The organism is Haloferax sp. Atlit-10N (assembly GCF_003586325.1).
In the GTDB taxonomy this organism is placed as follows: Archaea; Halobacteriota; Halobacteria; order Halobacteriales; family Haloferacaceae; genus Haloferax; species Haloferax prahovense.
Genome location: NZ_PSYX01000004.1, coordinates 195,676 through 217,764, shown reverse-complemented (window position 1 = coordinate 217,764; position 22,089 = coordinate 195,676). Strand labels below are relative to the sequence as shown.

22 protein-coding genes are annotated in these 22,089 nt (G+C 67.5%); 11 read left to right on the top strand and 11 right to left on the bottom strand.

Annotated features, from left to right (window positions below):
- Positions 1 to 203: 203 nt before the first annotated feature.
- On the top strand, positions 204 to 1,055 hold the full coding sequence (locus tag C5B91_RS14265; protein WP_008090959.1) for a hypothetical protein: 852 nt from the start codon (positions 204 to 206) through the stop codon (positions 1,053 to 1,055).
- Positions 1,056 to 1,086: 31 nt separating this feature from the next.
- On the opposite strand, the gene C5B91_RS14260 is transcribed toward C5B91_RS14265, so the two are convergent.
- Together C5B91_RS14260 and C5B91_RS14255 are read right to left on the bottom strand one after the other, a co-directional pair.
- On the bottom strand, positions 1,087 to 1,665 hold the full coding sequence (locus tag C5B91_RS14260) for a hypothetical protein (protein ID WP_008090962.1): 579 nt from the start codon (positions 1,663 to 1,665) through the stop codon (positions 1,087 to 1,089).
- Positions 1,666 to 1,762: 97 nt separating this feature from the next.
- Positions 1,763 to 2,221: a DUF2391 family protein gene (locus C5B91_RS14255; RefSeq protein ID WP_008090964.1), complete on the bottom strand. Its 459-nt coding sequence runs from the start codon at positions 2,219 to 2,221 to the stop codon at positions 1,763 to 1,765.
- A gap of 126 nt (positions 2,222 to 2,347) precedes the next feature.
- Between C5B91_RS14255 and C5B91_RS14250 the strand changes: the two genes are divergently transcribed.
- Positions 2,348 to 3,028: a class I SAM-dependent methyltransferase gene (locus C5B91_RS14250; RefSeq protein WP_008090965.1), complete on the top strand. Its 681-nt coding sequence runs from the start codon at positions 2,348 to 2,350 to the stop codon at positions 3,026 to 3,028.
- Between the two features lie 42 nt (positions 3,029 to 3,070).
- On the opposite strand, the gene C5B91_RS14245 is transcribed toward C5B91_RS14250, so the two are convergent.
- The 3 genes from C5B91_RS14245 to C5B91_RS14235 form a co-directional block, all read right to left on the bottom strand.
- A complete protein-coding gene (locus C5B91_RS14245) occupies positions 3,071 to 4,207 on the bottom strand; it encodes an ABC transporter ATP-binding protein (RefSeq protein WP_008090967.1) in 1,137 nt (378 codons plus the stop codon).
- Positions 4,208 to 4,301: 94 nt separating this feature from the next.
- Positions 4,302 to 6,017, bottom strand: coding sequence for an iron ABC transporter permease (locus C5B91_RS14240; RefSeq protein ID WP_008090968.1), 1,716 nt, complete (start codon positions 6,015 to 6,017; stop codon positions 4,302 to 4,304).
- Between the two features lie 9 nt (positions 6,018 to 6,026).
- A complete protein-coding gene (locus C5B91_RS14235) occupies positions 6,027 to 7,166 on the bottom strand; it encodes a thiamine ABC transporter substrate binding subunit (protein ID WP_115819884.1) in 1,140 nt (379 codons plus the stop codon).
- 130 nt (positions 7,167 to 7,296) lie between these two features.
- Here C5B91_RS14235 and C5B91_RS14230 point away from each other — a divergent pair, with 130 nt between their 5' ends.
- Positions 7,297 to 8,331 carry an AI-2E family transporter gene (locus C5B91_RS14230; RefSeq protein ID WP_115819883.1) on the top strand — a complete coding sequence of 345 codons (1,035 nt, stop codon included), beginning with the start codon at positions 7,297 to 7,299 and terminating at the stop codon, positions 8,329 to 8,331.
- Between the two features lie 12 nt (positions 8,332 to 8,343).
- Here the strand turns inward: C5B91_RS14230 and C5B91_RS14225 are convergent, their stop codons facing one another.
- A complete protein-coding gene (locus tag C5B91_RS14225; protein ID WP_115819882.1) occupies positions 8,344 to 9,120 on the bottom strand; it encodes a sulfurtransferase in 777 nt (258 codons plus the stop codon).
- A gap of 251 nt (positions 9,121 to 9,371) precedes the next feature.
- Between C5B91_RS14225 and C5B91_RS14220 the strand changes: the two genes are divergently transcribed.
- On the top strand, positions 9,372 to 10,232 hold the full coding sequence (locus C5B91_RS14220; RefSeq protein ID WP_004045008.1) for a sulfurtransferase: 861 nt from the start codon (positions 9,372 to 9,374) through the stop codon (positions 10,230 to 10,232).
- Positions 10,233 to 10,285: 53 nt separating this feature from the next.
- On the opposite strand, the gene C5B91_RS14215 is transcribed toward C5B91_RS14220, so the two are convergent.
- The gene (locus C5B91_RS14215; RefSeq protein ID WP_008090973.1) at positions 10,286 to 11,728 is read right to left on the bottom strand and encodes a short-chain fatty acid transporter; all 1,443 of its coding nucleotides are present in this window, start codon (positions 11,726 to 11,728) and stop codon (positions 10,286 to 10,288) included.
- A 185-nt stretch (positions 11,729 to 11,913) separates the two neighbouring features.
- Here C5B91_RS14215 and C5B91_RS14210 point away from each other — a divergent pair, with 185 nt between their 5' ends.
- A complete protein-coding gene (locus C5B91_RS14210) occupies positions 11,914 to 12,513 on the top strand; it encodes a hypothetical protein (protein WP_008090975.1) in 600 nt (199 codons plus the stop codon).
- 257 nt (positions 12,514 to 12,770) lie between these two features.
- Here C5B91_RS14210 and C5B91_RS14205 read toward each other — a convergent pair whose 3' ends face one another.
- Positions 12,771 to 13,040 carry a hypothetical protein gene (locus tag C5B91_RS14205; RefSeq protein WP_008090978.1) on the bottom strand — a complete coding sequence of 90 codons (270 nt, stop codon included), beginning with the start codon at positions 13,038 to 13,040 and terminating at the stop codon, positions 12,771 to 12,773.
- Positions 13,041 to 13,128: 88 nt separating this feature from the next.
- Here C5B91_RS14205 and uvrB point away from each other — a divergent pair, with 88 nt between their 5' ends.
- From uvrB to C5B91_RS14180, 4 genes are all read left to right on the top strand, one after another.
- Positions 13,129 to 15,225 carry an excinuclease ABC subunit UvrB gene (gene uvrB, locus C5B91_RS14200; protein ID WP_115819881.1) on the top strand — a complete coding sequence of 699 codons (2,097 nt, stop codon included), beginning with the start codon at positions 13,129 to 13,131 and terminating at the stop codon, positions 15,223 to 15,225.
- A 6-nt stretch (positions 15,226 to 15,231) separates the two neighbouring features.
- Positions 15,232 to 15,651 (top strand): NUDIX hydrolase, encoded by a 420-nt coding sequence (locus C5B91_RS14195; protein WP_008090980.1) that lies wholly within the window; start codon positions 15,232 to 15,234, stop codon positions 15,649 to 15,651.
- Positions 15,652 to 16,059: 408 nt separating this feature from the next.
- Positions 16,060 to 17,145 carry a sulfite exporter TauE/SafE family protein gene (locus C5B91_RS14185; RefSeq protein WP_008090981.1) on the top strand — a complete coding sequence of 362 codons (1,086 nt, stop codon included), beginning with the start codon at positions 16,060 to 16,062 and terminating at the stop codon, positions 17,143 to 17,145.
- 63 nt (positions 17,146 to 17,208) lie between these two features.
- Positions 17,209 to 17,649, top strand: coding sequence for a universal stress protein (locus C5B91_RS14180; RefSeq protein WP_008090982.1), 441 nt, complete (start codon positions 17,209 to 17,211; stop codon positions 17,647 to 17,649).
- A 25-nt stretch (positions 17,650 to 17,674) separates the two neighbouring features.
- On the opposite strand, the gene C5B91_RS14175 is transcribed toward C5B91_RS14180, so the two are convergent.
- Positions 17,675 to 18,169, bottom strand: coding sequence for an acyl-CoA thioesterase (locus tag C5B91_RS14175; RefSeq protein WP_042665339.1), 495 nt, complete (start codon positions 18,167 to 18,169; stop codon positions 17,675 to 17,677).
- A 454-nt stretch (positions 18,170 to 18,623) separates the two neighbouring features.
- Positions 18,624 to 19,826 carry an SPFH domain-containing protein gene (locus tag C5B91_RS14170; RefSeq protein WP_008090984.1) on the bottom strand — a complete coding sequence of 401 codons (1,203 nt, stop codon included), beginning with the start codon at positions 19,824 to 19,826 and terminating at the stop codon, positions 18,624 to 18,626.
- 76 nt (positions 19,827 to 19,902) lie between these two features.
- Between C5B91_RS14170 and C5B91_RS14165 the strand changes: the two genes are divergently transcribed.
- A complete protein-coding gene (locus tag C5B91_RS14165) occupies positions 19,903 to 20,097 on the top strand; it encodes a hypothetical protein (RefSeq protein WP_004974006.1) in 195 nt (64 codons plus the stop codon).
- A gap of 49 nt (positions 20,098 to 20,146) precedes the next feature.
- The gene (locus C5B91_RS14160; protein ID WP_049967917.1) at positions 20,147 to 20,644 is read left to right on the top strand and encodes a 2'-5' RNA ligase family protein; all 498 of its coding nucleotides are present in this window, start codon (positions 20,147 to 20,149) and stop codon (positions 20,642 to 20,644) included.
- A gap of 64 nt (positions 20,645 to 20,708) precedes the next feature.
- On the opposite strand, the gene C5B91_RS14155 is transcribed toward C5B91_RS14160, so the two are convergent.
- Positions 20,709 to 22,085 (bottom strand): cytochrome P450, encoded by a 1,377-nt coding sequence (locus tag C5B91_RS14155; protein ID WP_115819880.1) that lies wholly within the window; start codon positions 22,083 to 22,085, stop codon positions 20,709 to 20,711.
- Between the last annotated feature and the right edge of the window lie 4 nt (positions 22,086 to 22,089).

Genomic DNA, 22,089 nt, shown 5'->3' with positions numbered 1-22,089 from the left:
AACCGTGTGACCGACGACCGTGGGGCACGTCCCCGAACCCCTCCGTTTCGACTGGAGATTCGGCCGACGATAGAGTGTAACAGTTAAGCGGCGGGCCCCTAATCGTGCCACTATGAGCCAAGCGACGAAAATCGTGCTCGGTACCGTCGGCGTGTCGGCCCTGCTGGCCGTCGTGTTCGTCGGGATGAGCATCGCCTGAGCGGATGTTCGAGACGCGCACCCTGCCGTCGGACCTCGAATCGGTCCGCGACGAGTACGCCTCCGGCGCGCTCGTCTTGGACGTGGCCGGTGACTTCGACACCATCCCACCCGAGGCCGCGGAGAACCTCGGGTTGGTGGTCGAGTCGCTCTCCCCGGCGGCGTACCCCGCGGAGTGGCTACCAGACGACTCGCCCCAACAGCTCCGACGCTACGCGTCGTCGGACTTCACCATCGGGATGCCCGGCGACGGCACCGTGACGTGGTCCCGACAGACCGACCCGCCGGTCGTGCTGGTGAAGTACCGCGCGAAGGGGACGCCGGACGACTTTCTGGACTTCCTCATCGCCGAGGCATTCGTGCAGGCCGGAAACGACGAGATTCCGGAGCACTTCCTCCCCTTCTTCGGTGAGCGGTACCGCGACCTCGCCGCGGCGACGCCGCTCGGCCCGAGCGAGACGTATCAGGTCGCCGCCGCCCTCTACGAGGGCTGGGTCGGTCTCCACACCCGCGAGGCGTTCGCGTCGTGGGAGGGGAGCCACGACCGCCTCCACGACGCGTGGGTCGATGCCGGCGGCCGACTCGACGACCGACTTGCGAACCTCCCGCGGCTCGTCGCGCTCGGCAGACTCTCGTTCGCCGAGGCGACCGAGTTCGCGTGTTCGGCCATCAAACACGGCCGCGACCTCCCCGCGCCGTTTTCGGCGCTGGACACCGCGGCGTACCGCGACCACGGGCCGAGCTACGCGGTCAAGTGGGCGGAAAAGACGTTCGAGCAACTCGCGGCCGACGACGCGGAACCGGTCGACGGCGCGGCCACCGACGATTCGGCCGACGACGACGCCGACTCGGCGTAGTCGGTCGCGCCCGAGCGCGTCGCGCGTCGCCTCAGAACTCGGTTTCGACGGTGCCGTCCTCGTCGAGGTCGACGACGCCGTCGAACAGTTCGCGGAATCGGTCCAGCGTCTCTTGGTCGTGGACCTCCTTCGAGAGGTGGAACAGCCCTACCGCGTCGAACTCGTCGAGGAGTTCGAGAATCTGTTTTGTCGCCTCGAAGGCGCGGTCCTCGTCGGCGTAGTAGGCCATCTCCGTGACTGAATCGACGCTGAGCCGGAGCTTTCCGTCGTGGCTTTCGAGGAACTGTCGGGTCTTCCCGACGATGGCGTCGAGGTCGTCGGGAGCCGCGACGTAGTGGATGTTGTCCGAACTGCGTCGGGAGTAGCCGCGCTCGATAGAGAGCGTGTCGAGGATGGTGGCGCTGGACTCGTCGACCTCGTAGTGTTCCAGCTTCTGTTCGACCTCGCGCGCGGTGGTCCGCGTCGAGATGACGAGGAAGCGGTCGGTGTCGACTTTGAAGAAGTCCGTGTCGATGCGGTCGGTCTCGCCGATGCTCGGATGAAGGAGCAAGATACCTGTGCCGCCCGGAATCGTCGCGGGCGCGTCTTCGATGGCGAGCTCGTAATCCATACCCCAAGCAGTTACCCTGCCGACTTAATCCTTCATGCCGCTTGGGCCGCGGCGTCCCCGAATCGTGTCGTGTGTTCACTCTCCGCGCGCTGGGCGGTCAGAACAGCGAGTCGGCCGTGGCGGCGCCGATGACGCTGAACACCGCGCCGACGCTCGTCGCCTTGAGCGTGATACGGAGCACCGCGAGGTCGAGGTCGTACCCCAGCACGGTGACGAGGACCTGTCCCGACACGTCCGAGAGGAACGTCCCCGGCGCGTCGAACGCGAGCGCGAGGATGAACACGGAGAGGTACGAGACGGTGATGAGCGAGATGAACCGGACGGGAATCCCGCCGACCTCGCGCTCCCTGTCGGGGTCGCGGTCGTCGGCCTTGTAGAGCGCGCCGTAGCCGACCGCGAGCACGATAAAGAGCGTGAGGAGCGCCTGCGCGAACGACATGCTCCGCGCGAGCACCCACACCTCCTCGGTGACGACGAACGGCCCCGCGAGGAGGAACCCGCCGACGACCTGCTGGGCGGTGTCGGCGAGCGCGAACCGGCGGCGGACTCCGACCATACACCGGTCGTCGGGACGGCGGCAATTAAAAGGCGCGACGGGAGACACGGCTGATTCGTCGCCGGATTCGCCGCCCCCGCGGGACCAGTTCGAACGCATTTTCACCCCGGCGCGCGAGGCTTCGGTATGAGCGTCCGCGACGAGTTCGACGCCTGGGCGGCCGACGGCCGCGACAAGGGCATGGAGGACCGACACTGGCACACCGCGAAGCACGCGCTCGCACGGATGCCGGTCGAGGAAGGCGACACCGTCGTCGACCTCGGGACCGGAAGCGGCTACGCCCTGCGCGCGCTTCACGACACGAAGGGCATCGGCCGCGGGTTCGGCCTCGACGGCTCGCCCGAGATGGTCCAGAACGCCCGCGAGTACACCGACACCGATGACCTCTCGTTTCTCGTCGGCGACTTCGACGACCTCCCGTTCGACGACGACAGCGTCGACCACGTCTGGTCGATGGAGGCGTTCTACTACGCCGCCGACCCGCACCACACCCTCGAAGAAATCGCCCGTATCCTCAGGCCCGGCGGGACGTTCTACTGCGCGGTCAATTATTACGACGAGAACGTCCACTCCCACGAGTGGCAGGAGCTCATCTCCATCGACATGACCCGGTGGTCCCACGCGGAGTACCGCGAGGCGTTCCGCGACGCCGGCCTCCACGTCGCCGAACAGGACTCCATCGCCGACCTCGACATCGACATCCCGGCGGCCGCCGAGTTCCCGACCGACGATTGGGAGACCCGCGAGGAGATGGTCGAGCGCTACCGGACGTTCGGCACGCTCCTGACCGTCGGCGTCGCGCCCTGACGCGGAACGGGACCGCAGAACCGACCGACCCGCGCTTTCGACCTACTCGACGATGTGAGCCGACGCCGGGGCGAATCCGATATCAAGCGTCGTCCCGACCTCGAATCCGGCCGCTGATTCTTCGCCGCCGTCTTCGACCGCCACGACGAGTTCCGTCTCGCCCCAGTCGAGTCGCACCCGCGTCGTCGCCCCCTGAAACTCGGTGTCGACGACGGTCCCGCGAACCCGGTTCGTCTCCGCGCCGACCCGGAGCTGTTCGGGTCGGACGCAGAAGGTGAGTTCGTCGCCGGGCGCAGGACGTGCGGGTCGGCCGCCGTCTCTCCCGTCGCTTTCAGCGCGGTCGCCGGACGCCGAACCACCTTGGCCGAGGACGCGCCGCCCCTCGGCCAGCGTGAACACCGCGTCGCCGACGCCGACGCGAATCCCCCCCGTTTCCGGTCGAGACTCGACGACTGCGTCGAGGACGTTGTTCTCGCCGAGGAACTCCGCGACGAACCGCGTCCGCGGTCGGTGGTAGAGTTCGCGGGGCCGGCCGACCTGTTCGACGCGGCCGCGGTTGAGGACGGCCACCCGGTCGGACACCGCCAGCGCCTCCGACTGGTCGTGGGTGACGTAGACGGTCGTCACGCCGAGTTCCGACTGGATTCGCTTTACCTGTCGGCGGAGGCGGTCGCGGAGTCGGGCGTCGAGCGCCGACATCGGCTCGTCGAGGAGCAGCAGGTTCGGGCCGGGCGCGAGGGCGCGGGCGAGCGCGACCCGCTGTTGTTGCCCGCCCGAGAGAGAGTCCGGGTCGCGGTCTTCGAACCCCGCGAGGTCGACGAGGTCCAGCAGTTCCGCGATGCGCTCGTCGCGGGTGCCGCCGCCCGGCGGGTCGGTAAAGCGGAGGCCGTAGGCGACGTTCTCGCCGACGCTGAGGTGCGGGAACAGCGCGTAGTTCTGGAACACGACGCCGACGCCCCGAGACTCGGGCGCGACGCCGGCCATCGACTCGCCGTCGAAGCGCACGGTCCCCTCGGTCGGGGACTCGAAGCCGGCGATACAGCGGAGCGTGGTCGTCTTGCCGCAGCCAGAGGGGCCGACGAGCGTGAAAAACTCGCCGTCGTCGACCGACAGCGAGACGGAATCGAGCGCCGTCGCCGACCCGTAGCGCTTGGACACCGCGTCGAGTTCGAGTCTCACGGGTTCGCCTCCGAAGTCACGTTCTCCCCTCGCCGGCGGACGGTCATAATTCTCACTTCCCGCGGCTCGCCCTCGTCTCGTTCTCCGGGCTCACTCATAGCTCGCCCCACCGGCCGCCGAAGCGGTCCACGACGAGGAAGCTGGCGGACGTGACGAGAAGCAGGAGACAGCCCATCGCCGTCGCGGGGCCGAGACGTCGCCCGAGGAACCGCTCGACTGCGATGGGCATCGTGTAGCTCCCCGCGCCCTCCGCGAGGATGATTGTCGAGTCGAACTCGCCGATGCTGATGGCGACGGCGAACGCCGCGCCCGCGACGACGCCGGTCCAGACGAGCGGCAGTTCGATATCGACGAGCGCGCGGGTTCTGGTCGCACCGAGCGACCGCGCGGACTCCACGAGCCGGCCGTCGAGTCGGGCGAAAAGCGGCGCGACGTTTCGGGTGACGAAGGGGTACGCGCCGACGGCGTGGGCCGCGACGATAGCGAGCGCGCCGGTGACGCGGATTCGCGTCCCCAGCACGTCGACGCCGAAGACGAGGCCGCGGAGCAGGCCGAGGCCGACGACGATGCCCGAGACGGCGAAAGGTGCCATCGCGAGTACGTCGATGAGGCCGCGCCCGCGGTACCGGCGGGTCGTGAGGACGGCCATCACCACGCCCATCGGGACGGCCACGACGAGCGTCCCCGCGGCGAAGGCCAGCGAGTTCAGGATGGCGGGGAGGGGTTTGACCTGAAAGCTCGCGCCGGTCGCCTGTCGCTCGGCGAGGAAGGCGTAGTTGGCGAGCGTGAAGCCGCCGTCGCCGCCGGTGACGCTCGCCAGCACCATGCTGGCGATGGGGACGACGAACACCAGTCCGACGATGAGGGCGTAGCCGGCGATGCCGGCGGTTCGGAGCGCCGATTTCGGCGTCCAGTCGGACGGGACGACAGACCGGCGAGGAAGCGGGTTCGCCGCGCCGCCGGCCGACCGCTGGCTGGCCTCGTACCGGAGGTAGACGGCGGTCAGCGTGATGGAGATGACCGTCTCGATGACCGCGAGGCTGGCGGCCTCGGCGTACGCGAGGTCTCGGACCCGCGAGTAGACGAACACCTCGATGGTCGCCAGTTGGAAGCCGCCGAGTGCGAGGACGATGGGGAACGACGCGAAGGTGAAGATGAACGTCAGGGTCGCGCCGACGCCGATGGACGGCAGGAGCTGTGGGAGGACAACGTCGCGGAAGGCCCGCCGCGGGTTCGCGCCGAGCGAGCGGGCGGTCTCGACGGTCCGGGCGTCCACGCTCTCCCACGCGGCGGTGACGACGCGGGCGACGAGCGGGGCGTTGTAGAACGCGTGGGCGACGATGATGGCTTCGAGCGTGAACAGCAGTTCGACCGGCGGGAGGCCGACGGCAGAGAGCGCGCGGTTCAGCGTCCCGTTGCGGCCGAACGTCGCCACGAAGCCGATGGCGACCATGATGGAGGGCATGACGAACGGGAGAATGGTAAGCGAACGGAGCGTCTCACGGCCGCGGAACTCGAAGCGCGAGAACAGCCACGCGGCGGGGAGGCCGAGCGCGAGGCTGGCGAGCGTCGAGTAGAACGCCTGTTTCGCCGTGAACCAGATGATGTCGACGAGGTAGAACTCGCTCGTCAGAATCGCCGCGATGGGTTCGACCGTGGGTCGGCCGTCCACGAGGACGGCGTCGGCGAAGACGGTGGCGACGGGGTAGTAAAACAGGACCAGGAGGACGACGGCGGTGAGCGCCGCGACGAGGGTGAGCAGTCGCTGTTCGAGGACGCGGACGACCCGGCGAACCGAGACGCGGCTCACCGGTTCACCTCACTTTCTGGCGAACTCGCGGGCCCAGGCGTCGGTCCAGTCACTCAGGTTGTTCTGAAGCCGGTCGTAGGAGAACGTGACGGCTTCCGGCGGCTCCTGTGCGTACTGCGCGAAGTCCTCGGGCAGCTCCGCGGTGGTCGTGGCCGGGAACTGGACGTTGCGGACGGCGATTTCGGCCTGCACCTCGGGTCGGAGCATGAAGTCCATGAACTCGGCCGCGAGGTCGGGGTTCGACGCGTCGGCGAAGTGGGCCATCCCCTCGGGGTTGGCGTAGCCCTCGTCGTTCAGGAAGCGAATCTGGTGTTTCGCCATGTCCTCGCCGGCCTCGGCGGCGAACACCTGGTCGGTCGAGTACGAGACGACCATCGGGGCCTCCCCGTTCGAGTAGGCGTTGTAGGAGTCCTCCCAGTTGCCGAGGACGCGGACGTCGTTTTCCTTCAGGCTCGCCCAGTAGTCGAGGTAGCCGTCTTCGCCCTTGGCGTCGATGGTGTGGAGTAAGAACGCCTGTCCCGTCGCCGACGATGTGGGGTTCTGCGCGAGGAGCGCGCCCGCGTACTCGGACTCCAGCAGGCCGTCGAACGTTTCGGGGGCGACGAAGTCGCCGTCGCCGTAGGTCTCGTTGTAGACGAGCGAGATGTAGCCCGTGTCGTAGGGGACCGCGCGGCCCTGCGGGTCGAAGTTCAGTTGCTCGTTCACGTCGCCCAGTCGGGACAGTCCCTCGGCGGGCGAGAACAGCGCCTCGTCGAGGTTCTGGTCGATGCGGACGAGCATCTGCGCGTCGAGGCCGACGTAGAGGTCCGCGCCGGACTCGACGCCGCGGAGGGCGCGTTCGATGTAGTAGTTCACGCCCGAATCGGGCGTCTGCCACTCCAGCGTCGCGTCGAACTCGGACTCGAACGTCTCTTTCAGCCACGGACCGGGGCTCGAACTCGGCGCGTCGACGAACGAGCCGTAGGTGCCGACGGTGAGCGTCGGCGACTCGCCGTCTGTGGTCGTCCCCTCGGTCGTCGTCGTGGTCGTCTCGGCCGTGTCGCCCGAGGCCTCGGTCGTCGTCTGCTCGCCGCCGGTCCCGGTGCAGCCGGCGAGGAGCGCGGAGACGCCTCCCGCACCGGCGGCCTTCAGGAAACTACGTCGTCTCATTACTCGGTTGTTGCACTCTGTGGTATTTAACGGGCGTGGTGTTCTCGGAGACGAATAAACGGCCGAATCTGTCGGATTCGAGGTCCGTATCGGGAGAACGACTTTATCCTCGGCGGGAGTATCACCGGAGGTGACTGCTTCTCGTCCGTACGTCCTCGGCGGTGTGCTCGCCCTCTTCGTGCTGCTCGCGGCGGTCATGCTCGCGGACGTGTTGGCGACGGTGTTTTTCGCCATCACGGTCGCCTACCTGCTCGTGCCGCTCAGGCGACGCCTCGAAGCGCGCGGGGTCTCCCGATGGGTCTCCAGCCTCGCCGCCACCGTCGTCGCGGCGGTCGGCGTCGGCGTCGTGCTCGCGCCGCTCGTCGTCATCGTCTTCCTCCGACTGAGCGACATCCTCGAGCTCGCGGCGCTCCTGCCCGACGTGGTGACCGTCGAGTTCCTCGGGATGGTCGAGACGGTGACGCTCGACGACGTGGTTGCGGTCGGCCTCGACCTGCTCCAGTCGCTCGGCCGCGTCGCCGCCACCGCCGCGCCCGTGGTCCTGATCAAACTCACGCTGTTCGGCTTCCTCGTGTTCTCGCTGCTCCTCAGCGGCGACGCCGTCGGGCGGACGCTCCTCGCGCTGGTCCCCGCCGACTACCGGGATGCGGCGACGGCCCTCAACGAGCGGGCCCGCGAGACACTGTTCGCCATCTACGTCCTGCAGGCGGCGACCGCCGTCGGCACGTTCGCCATCGGCCTCGTCGTCTTCTGGGCGCTCGGCTACGACTACGTCGTCACGCTCGCCACGGTCGCGGCCGTCCTCCAGTTCATCCCCATCGTCGGCCCGAGCGTCCTGCTCGCGGCGATGGCCGTCTACCACGTCGCGGTCGGCGACCTCGTCGCCGCCGCGCTCGTCGTCGCCGTCGGCGGATTCGCGGTCGCGTGGCTCCCGGACATCCTGATTCGCCCGCGCCTCGCCAAGGAGACCGCCGACCTGCCGGGGAGCCTCTACTTCGTCGGCTTCGTCGGCGGCCTGCTCAGCCTCGGTCCGGTCGGCATCATCGCCGGCCCGCTCGTCGTCGCGCTCCTCGCGGAGTCCGTTGACCTGCTCGGTGCGGAGTTACGCGTCGACGAGGGCGGCGGCGAGGAGGCCGCGGGCGACGACCCGGTCGAGACTTCCTGACTGCGCCGCTCGTCAGCCCTCGACGACCGCGCCGTCGCGTTCCTCCCACTCGGTGAGGCTGCCCTCGTAGAACGCCACGTCGTCGTAGCCGAGGTGCGAGAGGACGACGTAGGTGTGGCTGATGCGCCGGGCGGTGTTGCAGTAGAGGACGACCCGACGGTCCGGGGTGACGCCCGCGTCGTCCAGAATCGAGTCGAGTTCGTCCCGCGGTTTCAGCCCGCGGGTCTCGTCGTCGACGAGTTCGCGCCAGTCGAGGTTGACCGCGCCGGGGAGGTGGCCCTCGTCGTACTCCGCGGGGTCGCGGGTGTCCACGATGACGGTCTCGGGGTCGTCGAGCGCGGCTTCGACCGCCTCGAAGTCCACGAGCGGCGTCTCGGTCGGGTCGGTTATCTCGTAGACCGTTCCCTCGACCTCGGTCGCCTCGGTCGTCGTCTCGCGCTCGCGGTTCCACGCGCTGAAGTCGCCGTCGAGGAGGTGGAGTTTCTCGGGGTCGTGTCCGTAGAGGAGGGCGGTCACGAGAAAGCGGGCGGCGAAGACGCCGTGGGTGTCGTCGTAGGCGACCACGTCGTCGTCGGCCGCGATGCCCGCGCCCGAAAGGAGGTCGGACCACGCGTCGCGGCCGGGGAGCATTCCCACGTCGCCGTCGGCGCTTCGGAACTCGTCGAAGGGTATCGACACCGCGCCGGGGAGGTGCCCGATGCCGTCGAACTCCCAGCCGTCCCGTACGTCCACCACGCGAACGTCGCCGAGTCGGTCCGCGAGCCACGTCGAAGAGACCACGTCTACCATGTCCCCACGTTTCCGGGCCGCGGATTTAGGTCCGCCCCTCCTCGCACCCCTCGCCACGTGTCCGGGGTAGCGGATGTTGTTGCTGGTTTCGTCGGATACCGGGCTGAGAATCCCCGAGACGGCCGTTCTCCGAGTCACTTTCGCCGTCTCCCCCGCCTTATCTGGGACAATATTGCCGCATCACCCGAGGTCAGGCCGTACATGCCGTCGCTGTGAGAGTTATGGGCCTTCCTGTTGTACGGTGAAACGCGATGTCAAACTCCGATTACGCGAAGGACGTGCTCGTCTCTGCGGACTGGGTGGAGAGCCACCTCGACGAGTTCCAGAGCGACGACCCGGCGTACCGACTCGTCGAAGTGGACGTGGACACCGAGGCGTACGACGAGAGTCACGCCCCCGGTGCCATCGGGTTCAACTGGGAGTCCCAGCTGCAGGACCAGACGACCCGCGACGTGCTGACCAAGGAGGACTTCGAGGACCTCCTCGGCTCCCACGGCATCTCCGAGGACTCTACGGTCGTCCTCTACGGCGACAACTCCAACTGGTTCGCCGCCTACACCTATTGGCAGTTCAAGTACTACGGCCACGAGAACGTTCACCTGATGAACGGCGGCCGCGACTACTGGGTCGACAACGACTATCCGACGACCGACGAAATCCCGTCCTTCCCGGAGCAAGACTACAGCGCCAAGGGTCCCTTCGAGGACATCCGCGCGTACCGCGACGACGTCGAGAAGGCGGTCGACAAGGGTCTTCCCCTCGTCGACGTTCGCTCGCCCGAAGAGTTCTCCGGCGAGATTCTCGCGCCCCCGGGACTGCAGGAGACCGCCCAGCGCGGCGGCCACATCCCCGGCGCGAGCAACATCTCGTGGGCCGCGACCGTCAACGACGACGGCACCTTCAAGTCTGCCGACGAACTCCGCGACCTCTACGCGGACCAGGGCATCGAAGGCGACGAGTCCACCATCGCCTACTGCCGCATCGGCGAGCGCTCGTCCATCGCGTGGTTCGCCCTTCACGAACTCCTCGGCTACGAGAACGTCACCAACTACGACGGCTCGTGGACGGAGTGGGGCAACCTCGTCGGCGCGCCCGTCGAGAAGGGTAACTGAGCCGCCTCGGCCTCAGTTCGTTTCGATACCGACCGACCGGTTCTTTTTGCGGTTCACATCGGCAGGACGCTGATGCCGACGGCGACGAGTACGCCCGCGCCGAGAAGCACCATCACGCAGTAGCCCATAATGTCGCGGACCGACAGGCCGCTGATGGAGAGCAGCGGGATGGCCCAGAAGGGCTGAATCATGTTGGTCCACGCGTCGCCCCACGAGGCGGCGACGGCGACCCGCGGGATGGACTCGCCGGACGCCTTCGCGGCCGTGACGAGCGTCTCGCCGATGACGGCCCACTCGCCCCCGCCGGAGGGGACGAAGAAGTTCACGAGGCCGGCGGTGAAGAAGGCAAAGGCCGGGAGCGTCCCGTCGGGCGCGACGGCGACCATGCCCTGTGCGATTTGCGTGGCGAGGCTGACGGAGCCCTCCGGCGCGTAGGCCATGATGCCCATGATGCCCGCGTAGAAGGGGAACTGGAGGATGATTCCCCAGACGTTCTCGACGGCCTCGACGACGGCCTCGATGTACGCCTTGGGCGTCCCGTGGAACAGCAGGCCGAGAAAGAGGAAACCGAAGTTGACGATGTTCAGGTTGAGATTGTTCCACGGCATCGTCCCGTTCTGGACGCCCTCCCAGAAGTACAGGGCGACCGCGAGCAGGCCGACGACGCCGATTGCCACGCCGATGCCGAGCGAGTGCTCGATGCGCGTCGCGAGCGAGGCGTCGTCGGGGACGGCCGTGGAGGCCCACCCGCCGGTCGCCTGCTCGCCGCCGTCGGTCGCCGTCTCGAACGCCGCGGGGTCGATGGGCGTCTTCTTCGCGTCGTCGGTCGGGTACATGAGCGCGAACAGCGCCGGCAGGAAGAGGAAGCCGACTGCGACGACCAACACGAGGTTGGCGACCGTGAAGATGGTCCCGCCGGTGCCGAACGTCGTGTCGAGGATGCCCGCCTCGATGAGGAAGTTCCCCTCGGTGTTCAACAGGAGCGGAATCGACCCCGCGAGACCGCCGTGCCAGACGACGAACCCGGAGTACGCCCCGGCGACGACGATGGGGAAGTCGATGCCGCGCATCTCGGTCGCTATCTTCCGGGCGAACAGCGCCCCGACGACGAGGCCGAGGCCCCAGTGGACGAACGACGCCGCGGCGGCGACGACCGGCACCATCGCGGCCGCCCCTCGCTCCGTGTTCGGGACGCCCGCGAGGCGCGTCAGGAGCCAGTCCACGGGCTTCGTCTGCGCGAGCGCGTAGCCCGTCATCAGGATGAGCGTCATCTGCATCCCGAACGAAAGCAGGTTCCAGAAGCCGCCGTACCAGCCGTCGATGAGGAGGTTCCCGGCGTGTCCGACCACGCCGACCCCCTCGGCCGGCGCGACCGACACCAGCGCCAGCACGAACGCCACTCCGGTCAGGATGATGGCGAACAGGAACGCGTCGGGGAGGTACTGTTCGACCAGTTTCGAACTGCGCTCCGCCGCCTGCCTGATAGCGTTTGTCATAGCTCGGATAACCTCATGATAATACAATATATAATGTTTAATATTCCTGCTAGTTCGATTCGGTAGAATGTCACGAACCGGCCGACACGCCGGTCGTCGTCTGGGATCGGGTCGGGTCGTCGCAGACCCGCGCCGGACTCGCCGCCGCCGATGGGTACAAACCCGAGACGGACATACGGGAGCGTATGTCCGAACTCCTCGACACCCTCCGCGACGACCACGAGACGCCGCTTTCCCGACTCGGCTCCTCGAAGGCGCTGTACGCCGTCACCGGCGGCGAGATGGACGGCGACGCGGTCCGCGCCGCGGCCGCCGCCGAGGCCGCCGCCGCCGCCGACCTGTTCGACTGGTGGGCAGACGACGAACCGAACGACGAGGCGGCCGCGCTCTTTTCGGACCTCGCCGACACCGCCCGGGAGCACGCCGAAACCGTCGGCGCGGAGTCCGACGGCTCGAAGCCGAACGTCTACGACGTGCTCGCCGAGTTCGAGACGACCGACGGCCGCCTCGGCGGCGCGCTCGCCCGCGCGCTCGTGTCGCTGAAGACCGTCGAGCAGATGGTCGGCTTCTTCGTCGGCGACGCGGACCCGATGGCCGCCAACGACTTCCGCACGCTCAAGTCCGACCTCAACGACCAACTCGACACGCTCGAAGCCGCCATCGACGGCCTCGTCGAGGACGACGCCGTCGCCCGCGAGGCCGCCGACGCGGTGGTCGAAGCCGCCTACGACGAGTACGTCGAGACGCTGGAAGGCATGGGCGTCAAGCCGAAGAACGTCTGCTAAGCCCCCTTTTCACTCACAGAGGGTCGCCGTTGGCGACCCACCCGGCGTAGACCGTCTCCGCGAACGGTAGCGGAACGACGGCTCGTGAGACGCAGCGCGTCTCACGGTGGGGAAAACAGCCGCGAGACTCGACTTCGGCCTGGCTCGCTGTGCGTTATGCTCGGAACTTGTATCTTCGTTCGCCCAGTGCTGACAGCGCCGACTCGCGGCGTAACGGGCGAGTTCCAGTAGAAACGAGGGGGTTTGTCAGCCGGTCGTCAGACGCCGGGGACGCCCTTGCGGTATTCGAGAACTTCGCTTCGAGCCTCGCGGACCGTCTCGGCGACGTCGCCGTCGAGGCCCTCGGCGAGTTCGTGGAGGACCGTCATGTGGCGGGCGAGTCGCCCGTGGTCCGGTCCCTGCTCGCGCGTCGCCAGCTTCGCGAGCTGGTCGGACTGTTCGTAGAGTCGCTCCTGCACGTCGCCCTCGGTCGCCTCGGCGGCTTCCTTGAGCAGGTTGCTCGCGCGTTCGAGTTCGGCTCGCGTCATACTGAACGGTTCGACAGCCCGACCCAAAACCGTTCCTCCGGCGACAAGCACCGCCTCGCTCAAGTACGCCGCGACCCAAGGACGGGCAATGAGCGAGTCCGGTCCCCTGTCCGCCGACAGACCCGACGCAGACCGCGAATTCCGCGTCGACGCCCCCTTCGACCCCGCGGGCGACCAACCCGAGGCAATCGAGGCGCTGGCCCGCGGCTTCCGCGAGGGTGCCGACGTGCAGACCCTGCTCGGTGTCACCGGTTCCGGCAAGACAAACACCGTCTCGTGGGTGGTCGAGGAGATTCAGAAGCCGACGCTCGTCCTCGCGCACAACAAGACGCTCGCCGCCCAGTTGTACGAGGAGTTCAAGAGTCTCTTTCCCGACAACGCGGTCGAGTACTTCGTCTCCTACTACGACTACTACCAGCCCGAGGCGTACATCGAACAGACCGACACCTACATCGACAAGGACATGTCGATAAACGAGGAAATCGACCGGCTCCGCCACTCCGCGACCCGGTCGCTTCTCACCCGCGACGACGTCATCGTCGTCGCCTCGGTGTCCGCCATCTACGGCCTCGGCGACCCGACGAACTACACCGACATGTCTCTCCGGTTGGAGGTCGGCCAGCAGATGGACCGCGACGAACTGCTCGGCGCGCTCGTCGACCTCAACTACGAGCGAAACGACGTGGACTTCCGACAGGGCACGTTCCGCGTCCGCGGCGACACCGTCGAGGTGTTCCCGATGTACGGTCGCTACGCCGTCCGCATCGAGTTCTGGGGCGACGAAATCGACCGGATGCTGAAGCTCGACCCGCTGGAGGGCGAGGTCAAGTCGTCGGAGCCGGCGGTGCTCGTCCACCCGGCGGAGCACTACTCCATCCCCGAAGAGCAGCTCGAAGGAGCCATCTCGGAAATCGAGGAGCTGATGGAACAGCGGGTGAAGCACTTCCAGCGACAGGGCGACCTCGTGGCCGCCCAGCGCATCGAAGAGCGCACCACCTTCGACATCGAGATGCTCCGCGAGACGGGCCACTGCTCCGGCATCGAGAACTACTCGGTCCACCTCTCTGACCGCGAGCCGGGCGACGCGCCCTACACGCTCCTCGACTACTTCCCCGACGACTTCCTCACCGTCATCGACGAGTCGCACGTCACGCTCCCGCAGATTAAGGGCCAGTACGCCGGCGACAAGTCCCGAAAGGACTCGCTCGTCGAAAACGGCTTCCGCCTGCCGACGGCCTACGACAACCGCCCGCTCACCTTCGAGGAGTTCGAAGAGACCGTCGGACAGGCGCTTTTCGTCTCCGCGACCCCCGGCGACTACGAGCGCGAGCACTCCGACCAAATCGTCGAGCAAATCGTTCGGCCGACCCACCTCGTGGACCCGAAAGTCGAGGTGACGGAGGCGACCGGACAGGTCGACGACCTCATGGCCCGCATCGACGAGCGCATCGACCGCGACGAGCGCGTGCTCGTCACGACGCTCACGAAGCGGATGGCCGAAGACCTCACCGAGTACCTCGAAGAGGCCGGCGTCGACGTGGCCTACATGCACGACGAGACCGACACGCTCGAACGCCACGAACTCATCCGGTCGCTCCGCCTCGGCGACATCGACGTGCTCGTCGGCATCAACCTCCTCCGGGAGGGCCTCGACATCCCGGAGGTCTCGCTCGTCGCCATCCTCGACGCCGACCAGCAGGGCTTCCTGCGCTCCGAGACCACGCTCGTCCAGACGATGGGTCGCGCCGCCCGCAACGTCAACGGCGAGGTCGTGCTCTACGCCGACGAGATGACGGACGCGATGGAGGCAGCCATTTCCGAGACGCAGCGCCGCCGCCGCATCCAACAGGAGTTCAACGAGGAACACGGCTACACGCCGACGACCATCGAAAAGGAGGTCGGCGAGACGAACCTGCCGGGGAGCAAGACCGACACCCGCGGCGTCTCCGGCGACGAACCCGCCGACGCCGACGAGGCGGTGGAACAGATAGCCTTCCTCGAAGACCGGATGCAGGAGGCCGCCGACAACCTCGAGTTCGAACTCGCCGCCGACATCCGCGACCGCATCCAGAACCTCCGCCGCGAGTTCGACGTGGACGCGCTCGAAGACGGCGTTGCGCCCGAGTACCCCGACGAACACGACGGCGAGGCCGACGACGGCCTGACGCCCCCGGACGAGTTCTGACCGGTCGTGTCCTCACCACCGACCCTGACGTTCGCGGCCGGCGGACTCCTCCGCCGCGACGACGGCCGACTCTGTCTCGTCCACCGGCCGCGCTACGACGACTGGTCGCTCCCGAAGGGGAAACTCGAACCGGGCGAGACGCTGATCGAGACCGCCGTCAGAGAGGTCCGCGAGGAGACGAGATGCGAGGTCGACTGCGGCCGGTTCGCCGGGCGCTACGAGTACCGCGTTCCCGACGACGCGGGGACACGGAGCGGCCCGAAGGGCGTGTTCGTCTGGCACATGCGCGTCGCCGACGAGCGCCCGTTCGAACCCGACGGCGAGGTCGACGCGCGCCAGTGGGCCACCCCCGCCGCAGCGCTCGAACGGCTCACCTACGAGACCGAACGGGCGCTGGTCAGACGGGCGTTCGAACCCAACGACTGAGCACAGATTTTGGATAGAAACACATGTTACTGGTTTTTCGACGCGCGTCGGTGTGTGGACCGTACCCAAATTGGGGGGTCGACATCAAGACTTATTAGCCCGACCTCGCTATGCCCGTTCCACCGTGATCCGCACCTCGGCGGACGAGCCTGCAACCCACACCGTTCACCACGCCTACCCCAACGGAGGCATTACCTGAATGGTCCGCGGATTCGAGCACGGAGTGCTCGATAGTTCGGGCGACCACCGCACGCCGGCCCATCCGGCGTGCGACGCGGTCGCATCCTCGGGAGACGGTGAACACGCGCGGGTCGGTGCCGCTGATGACTCGGCGAACGGGCTGTTTTCGACGTGCCACTCCACGCGAGTGCACGCGAACGCTACTGCGTACTGATAACAACGAGAACCATGAGCTCTCAGTCTCTCAGTCACGTCCAGAAGTCGTTCCTGAAGTACCAACACATCCTCGTGTTCATCGCTCCCCTGCTGTTCCTCGCCTCGGTGTTCACCATGGCACCGACGCCGTCGGGTGCAGGCATGGAGTACTGGCTCCAGTACTGGTGGCTGTTCCCGGTGTTCCTCACCGGCGCGACCATCGTGAACACGGTCGGCATCAGCGGGTCGGCGCTCTTCGTCCCGTTCCTCATCTTCATCTTCCCCATCTTCGCGCACCCGCTCGACTCGTCGACGCTGGTGAAAGTGGGCCTCATCAGCGAGGCGTTCGGCCTCTCCAGTTCGGCCGTCGCTTTCATCCAGTACGGCCTCGTCGACCGGCGACTGGCGCTGACGCTCGTCGGCGGCTCGATTCCGTTCGTCGTCGGCGGCGCGCTCCTGTCGTTCGTCATCCCCGACGTGGTGTTCCACGCGCTGCTCGGAATCGCGCTGCTCGCCGCGTCCTACCTGCTGTTCAACGCCGACCTCGGCCACGACGAACCCGGCTCGTCGGACTCCGACCACGCCGCGGCCACCGACGGCGGCACCGTCTCCGCGAGCCTCCCCAACGACCCCGGTAAGCTCGGCCCCGCGGGCGTCCACACGGCCGACGACGGGACCGTCACCCGCGTCGACCGCGAGGGCGACGACTACACCTACACCCGCGGCGGCTACCTGCGCCGCTTCGCCAACTACAGCGTCGGCGGGATGTTCCAGGGCCTCGCCGGCTTCGGCGTCGGCGAACTCGGCATCATCTCGATGCTCAGCACGAAAGTCCCCGTCCGCGTCGCCATCGGTACGAACCACATCGTGGTCGCGCTGACCGCCATCCTGGCGTCGCTCGTCCACGTCTTCGGCGGCGGTATCGTCGGCGGTCACTCGCTGAGCCTCGCGACGACGCCGTGGAACATGGTCGTCTTCACCGTCCCCGCGACGGTCCTCGGCGGCCAAATCGCCCCCTACGTGTCGAACGCGCTGGAGACCGACGTCATCAAGAACTTCGTCGGCGTCCTCTTCGCCGTCATCTCGATTGCGCTGTTCATGATGGCGCTGGGCATCTAACGACCCGCTCGAACCGTTTTCACCGGCACCACTTTCACAGTCCTCGATTCTGAACCCTCACCCATGTACGACCACATCCTGCTTCCGACCGACGGTAGCGACGCGACCGATGCGACCATCGAGCACGCGGCGACCCTCGCCGAAACGTACGGCGCGACGGTCCACGTCCTGTCCGTGGCCGACTCGCGTAACCGCTTCGAGTCGCCCTCGGCCGGCATCGCGCCGGACGTGTGGGAGAAGTCCGAACTCGACCGCGCGGAGTCGGCGGCCGACGCCGCCGTCGAGGCGCTCCCTGACAGCGTCGCGACCGAACGCATCGTCGAGGAGGGCGTGCCTCACTCGACTATCGTCGACTACGCCGCCGACGCCGAGGTCGACCTCGTCGTGATGGCGACCCACGGTCGAACCGGCCTCGACCACTACCTCGTCGGCTCCGTCACGGAGCGCGTCGTCCGCCAGTCCGACGCACCGGTGTTGACCGTCCGCGCGGCGGACGAAAAATAAGCGCCGCGACCCCTCGCGGTCCGCGTTACTCGAACTCTTCTGCCAGCGCGGCGCGGTGCTCGCGGCGCTTCTGAAGCGCCGCGTCGCGCAGTTCGCGCTCCTCTTGGGAGTCGCAGACGAGGTCCGGAACCGGAATCGGTTTCTCGTCGTCGTCGAGCGCGACGAAGGTGAAAAAGGAGGTGATGGTCTCGCGGCGGTCGCCCTCGCTCGGTCGCTCGGCGGTCACGTCGACCTTGATGTCCATGCTGGTGCGACCGGTGTCGAAGACGTACGCCTCGACGGTCACCACGTCGCCCACGTCGATGGGTGCGAGGAAGTCCACGTGGTCCATCGACGCCGTGACTACCTGCCGCTCGGCGAAGCGTCGCCCGGCGATGGCCCCGCAAACGTCCATCCACTCCAGAATCCGCCCCCCGAGGGCGCGTCCGAGGTTGTTCGTGTCGTTGGGCATCAAAATCTCGCTCATCTCGGCGCGGGACGCCGACAGCGACCGCGTGCCGACCGACGACTGCTGTTGCATACCACACGGTCGGAGTCGGACGTGGTTAAATTATTCTACGTGGTGAAAAATAGAAATAAAGGTGATTAATCGCTCGGGTTGTCGATTGTCGACAAACGCGCCTCACGTTTCAACAACCTAGACAATTAATAGTGTTTATTACGTATCGAACGGTGTCTGCGCGAACCGCAGACCGGTGGTGGGACGCCGACGCCCGTCTCTCGCCCGCGTTCGAGGGAACGTTCCCGAGGGTTCCGACTCCCGTTCGACCGCGACGAGCGACGGGGAATCAGTCGCCGATTCCGACTCCGACGACCCGAGCGGCTCCCGTTTCACGTCCGTCCCGCGCCTCGCCGAACCGCGACGGCCGGACGACGGGGCTCGCGCCGGTCGCCCCGCAGACCGGACACGACGCTGCACCGGCCCCTCGGCGCGTCGGTGGAATCGCGACTGCTTCGCGTATTCGATTTTTGGCTCACTCGACCCGCTCAGCCTCGACGCCGCCGTCTTCGATTTCGATGTCGACCGCGTCGGCGGAGATGTCCGCCGTCTCGATGCCGTCCAACTCACCGAGTATCTCACTGATGTCGTCGAGGCCGAGGAGTTCGCGGGTCTCCTCGTCGAACGCCTTGCTTTCGAGGCCCGCTGCCTGCTGTATATCGGAGCCGGTCAACCCCTTTCCGTAGCGGCCGAGCAGCGACGTGAGTTCCTGCGGGAGGATGTACGTCGTCGACGGCGAGGTTCCGATGTTCCCCAGCGTCTCCATGCCCTTGTCGATGATGGCGCGCTCGCCCATCGACTCCGCCGCGCGGGCCCGCAGAACCGTCGAGATGGCGTCACCCTGCGCTTCGAGAATCTGTGACTGCTTTTCCCCCTGCGCGCGGATGATGTTCGACTGCTTGTCGCCCTGCGCCTTCTCGACGGCGGAGCGACGTTCGCCCTGCGCTTCGAGAATCATGGCGCGGCGGCGGCGCTCGGCGGAGGTCTGTTGTTCCATCGCGGTCTCGACGTCCTTCGAGGGCTTCACCTCGCGGACCTCGACGGATTCGACGCGGACGCCCCACTCGTCGGTCGGCTCGTCGAGTTCCCGGCGGATGCGCGCGTTGATGTGGTCCCGGCGCGCCAGCGTCTCGTCGAGTTCCATGTCGCCGAGGGCGGCCCGCAGCGTCGTCTGCGCGAGCAGCGAGACGGCCCGGCGGTAGTTGTCGACCTGCAGGAAGGCGCGTTCGGGGTCCATCACGCGGATGTAGACGACGGCGTCCGCCGTCACGGGGGAGTTGTCCTCCGTGATGGCCTCTTGGGAGGGCACGTCGAGCGTCTGGGTTCGCATGTCGAAGCGGTAGGTCTTCGAGACGAACGGCGGGACGACGTTCAGCCCCGGTTCGAGGATGCCCTTGTAGTCGCCGAACACGGTCAGCGTCCGCTTTTCGTACGCCTGCACGATTTCGACCGCGTCGTACACCGCGGCGACGGCGAGCGCGAGGACGACGTATCCCGCGAGCGTCAGCGGCGTGACGGGGAAGACGACGACGGCGAGGCCGAAGACGATCACCGCGACGGCGAGGGGACCAAGCCAACGCGGGATTCGGCCGGGCTCGCTGTCGACCCGCCCCGCGCCCGACGACGAAGACGACGAGGACGCCGAGAGCTTCCCGAGTTGGTAGAACAGGCTGTCCATGGTGGAGAGTGACACCGAAGCGGAATAAAGCTACCCGGCCACCAGCTATTTGTCCGCGAACGCCCGACCGCCCCGTATGCGAACGAACCGCGGCCGAATCGACGTGGAGGACCTGCTGAAAATCATCCTCCTGCTCGTCCTCGTCTGGCTCGTGCTCGAAATCATCGGCGAGGTGCTCGGGCTGTTCGGCGCGTTGCTCGGCCCGCTCCAGCCGATTCTGGGACTCGTCGTCGCGGCGCTCATCGTCCTCTGGCTGCTCGACCGAATCTGACCCCCCGCGGCGACGATACGCCTTTGTGTCTCTCGCGTGAGTCACGGGCGTGTACAGTCTGAACGTCCCGGTTCCGGGGCGGGTCGCCCGCCTCGCGTCCGACCTGTTTCCGTACCTCGCCCCGTTCGACCGGGTTCGCGACCGGCACACGCTCGTCTGCAAGCGGTTCGAAGACACCGAGTTCGACCGCTTACACGAACAGTTGCGGCGCGTGCTCGCCGGTCAGCCGGCGTTCGAAGCCCGCGTGACCGACATCCGGTTCTTCGAAGCGCCGCCGCGCGGAGCCGCGCCGGTCGTCTATCTCGCTGTCGAGAGCCCCGGCCTCGCCGACCTGCACCGCGCGCTCACTGACGAGTTCGGCGCTGTCGACGGACTGGAGGGCGACGAGTACGTCCCGCACGTCACGCTCGCCCGCGGCGGCAGTCTCGCGGACGCCCGCGCGGTCGCGAGCCAGTCCATCGAGCCCGTCGAGTGGACCGTCTCGCAGCTCGACATCTACGACTCGTCGTTCCGCGAGACCGCGGCCTCGATTTCGCTTCCGGCCTGACGGCGGCGATTCGACCGCGTCGCCGTCGGCGAAGCGACGACCGCCGGTGTGTCGCCCCGCCCCGTCAGTCGCGCGCCCGGAGCCGCATCCCCATCGGCTCTTCGGGGTGCATCGTCAGCGACCCGCGAAGCGAGAACGGCTCGTCGCGGACGTAGTCGAGTTCGTACCGCTGGGCGACAGTGCCGAGGATGAGCCGCCCTTCGAGCAGCGAGAGGTGCTTACCGATGCAGTGGCGCGGCCCCCCGCCGAACGGGAAGTACGCGAAGCGCGGGCGGTCCCCGGCCCGCTCGGGTGCCCAGCGGTCCGGGTCGAACGAAAGCGGGTCGTCCCACCAGCGCTCCGACCGGTGGACGACCCACTGCGGGAGCATGATGGCCGAGCCTTCCGGGACGCGGTAGCCGCCCAGACGAACGTCCACCTTCGGCTCGCGGAACATGACGTACACCGGCGGGTACAGCCGCATCGCCTCGTTCAGCACGCGTTCGGTGTACTCCAGCTTCCGCACGTCTTCGAACGTCGGCGTCCGCCCGCCGAGCACCTCGTCCAGTTCGCGGTGGAGCTTCGCCGCCGCCTCGGGGTGTTGCGAGAGCAGGTACCACGCGTACGTCAGCGTCAGCGCCGTCGTGTCGTGGCCCGCGAGGAGCATCGTCATCAGCTCGTCGCGGAGGTTCTTTTCGGTCTGCTCGCCCTCGTCGTGGGCGCGGAGCAGAATCGAAAGCAGGTCCATCGGCCGGTCGTCGCTCGTCGCGTCGGCCGGCACCGACGACGCCGGCGTCTCGCCGTACTCGGTCCCGCGGCGCTCCTCGACGATGTCCCAGACGAGCGATTCGAGTTCGGACAGCGCCTCCTTGTACTGGCGGTTCTCCCGCGTCGGGGCCCAGTCGGGCGTCAGGAACCGAAACGGGTCGGGTTCGAACCGCGCCCCGAGCGGTTCGAGGTTCTCCTGTACCCGCCGAATGCGCTCGTCGTCGAGATCGGTGCCGAACATGGCGTCGACGATTATCTCGACGGTCAGCCGCGCCATCTCCAGTTGCACGTCGACCACGTCGCCGTCGCCCCACGACGACAGCATCGACTCCGTCCGGTCGGTCATCATGCCGGCCATCGTCGAGATGCGCCGCACGTCGAACGCCGGCTGGGCGAGTTGGCGCTGTTTCTTCCACGTCGCACCCTCGCTCATGAGCAGGCCGTCGCCAAGCAGGTCGCCGATGGCGCGGTCCTGGAACTGCGGCTTCCTGAACTTCGACGCCTCGCTCACGAGCACCGTCTCGATGTCCGCCGGATTCGTGAGCATGTAGGTGTCGAGCGGGCCGAGGTCGAAGTGGACCACGTCGCCGTAGGCGTCCGCGACAGCCGTCAGGAACGTAAACGGGTCGCGGGCGTACTGTCTGCTCGCGCCGAACAACGGGAGGCCCTTCGGTCCGGGAGGGGTCGCACTCATCACC

What these genes read in the sequence shown, in the direction of transcription:
- C5B91_RS14180 (WP_008090982.1), top strand. Translation starts at nt 17,209, where the DNA reads ATGTACGACCACATCCTGCTTCCGACCGACGGTAGCGACGCGACCGAT.
- C5B91_RS14250 (WP_008090965.1), top strand. Translation starts at nt 2,348, where the DNA reads ATGAGCGTCCGCGACGAGTTCGACGCCTGGGCGGCCGACGGCCGCGAC.
- C5B91_RS14175 (WP_042665339.1), bottom strand. Translation starts at nt 18,169, where the DNA reads ATGCAACAGCAGTCGTCGGTCGGCACGCGGTCGCTGTCGGCGTCCCGC.
- C5B91_RS14265 (WP_008090959.1), top strand. Translation starts at nt 204, where the DNA reads ATGTTCGAGACGCGCACCCTGCCGTCGGACCTCGAATCGGTCCGCGAC.
- C5B91_RS14205 (WP_008090978.1), bottom strand. Translation starts at nt 13,040, where the DNA reads ATGACGCGAGCCGAACTCGAACGCGCGAGCAACCTGCTCAAGGAAGCC.
- C5B91_RS14260 (WP_008090962.1), bottom strand. Translation starts at nt 1,665, where the DNA reads ATGGATTACGAGCTCGCCATCGAAGACGCGCCCGCGACGATTCCGGGC.
- C5B91_RS14255 (WP_008090964.1), bottom strand. Translation starts at nt 2,221, where the DNA reads ATGGTCGGAGTCCGCCGCCGGTTCGCGCTCGCCGACACCGCCCAGCAG.
- C5B91_RS14165 (WP_004974006.1), top strand. Translation starts at nt 19,903, where the DNA reads ATGCGAACGAACCGCGGCCGAATCGACGTGGAGGACCTGCTGAAAATC.
- uvrB (WP_115819881.1), top strand. Translation starts at nt 13,129, where the DNA reads ATGAGCGAGTCCGGTCCCCTGTCCGCCGACAGACCCGACGCAGACCGC.
- C5B91_RS14155 (WP_115819880.1), bottom strand. Translation starts at nt 22,085, where the DNA reads ATGAGTGCGACCCCTCCCGGACCGAAGGGCCTCCCGTTGTTCGGCGCG.
- C5B91_RS14210 (WP_008090975.1), top strand. Translation starts at nt 11,914, where the DNA reads ATGTCCGAACTCCTCGACACCCTCCGCGACGACCACGAGACGCCGCTT.
- C5B91_RS14225 (WP_115819882.1), bottom strand. Translation starts at nt 9,120, where the DNA reads ATGGTAGACGTGGTCTCTTCGACGTGGCTCGCGGACCGACTCGGCGAC.
- C5B91_RS14185 (WP_008090981.1), top strand. Translation starts at nt 16,060, where the DNA reads ATGAGCTCTCAGTCTCTCAGTCACGTCCAGAAGTCGTTCCTGAAGTAC.
- C5B91_RS14170 (WP_008090984.1), bottom strand. Translation starts at nt 19,826, where the DNA reads ATGGACAGCCTGTTCTACCAACTCGGGAAGCTCTCGGCGTCCTCGTCG.
- C5B91_RS14220 (WP_004045008.1), top strand. Translation starts at nt 9,372, where the DNA reads ATGTCAAACTCCGATTACGCGAAGGACGTGCTCGTCTCTGCGGACTGG.
- C5B91_RS14215 (WP_008090973.1), bottom strand. Translation starts at nt 11,728, where the DNA reads ATGACAAACGCTATCAGGCAGGCGGCGGAGCGCAGTTCGAAACTGGTC.
- C5B91_RS14235 (WP_115819884.1), bottom strand. Translation starts at nt 7,166, where the DNA reads ATGAGACGACGTAGTTTCCTGAAGGCCGCCGGTGCGGGAGGCGTCTCC.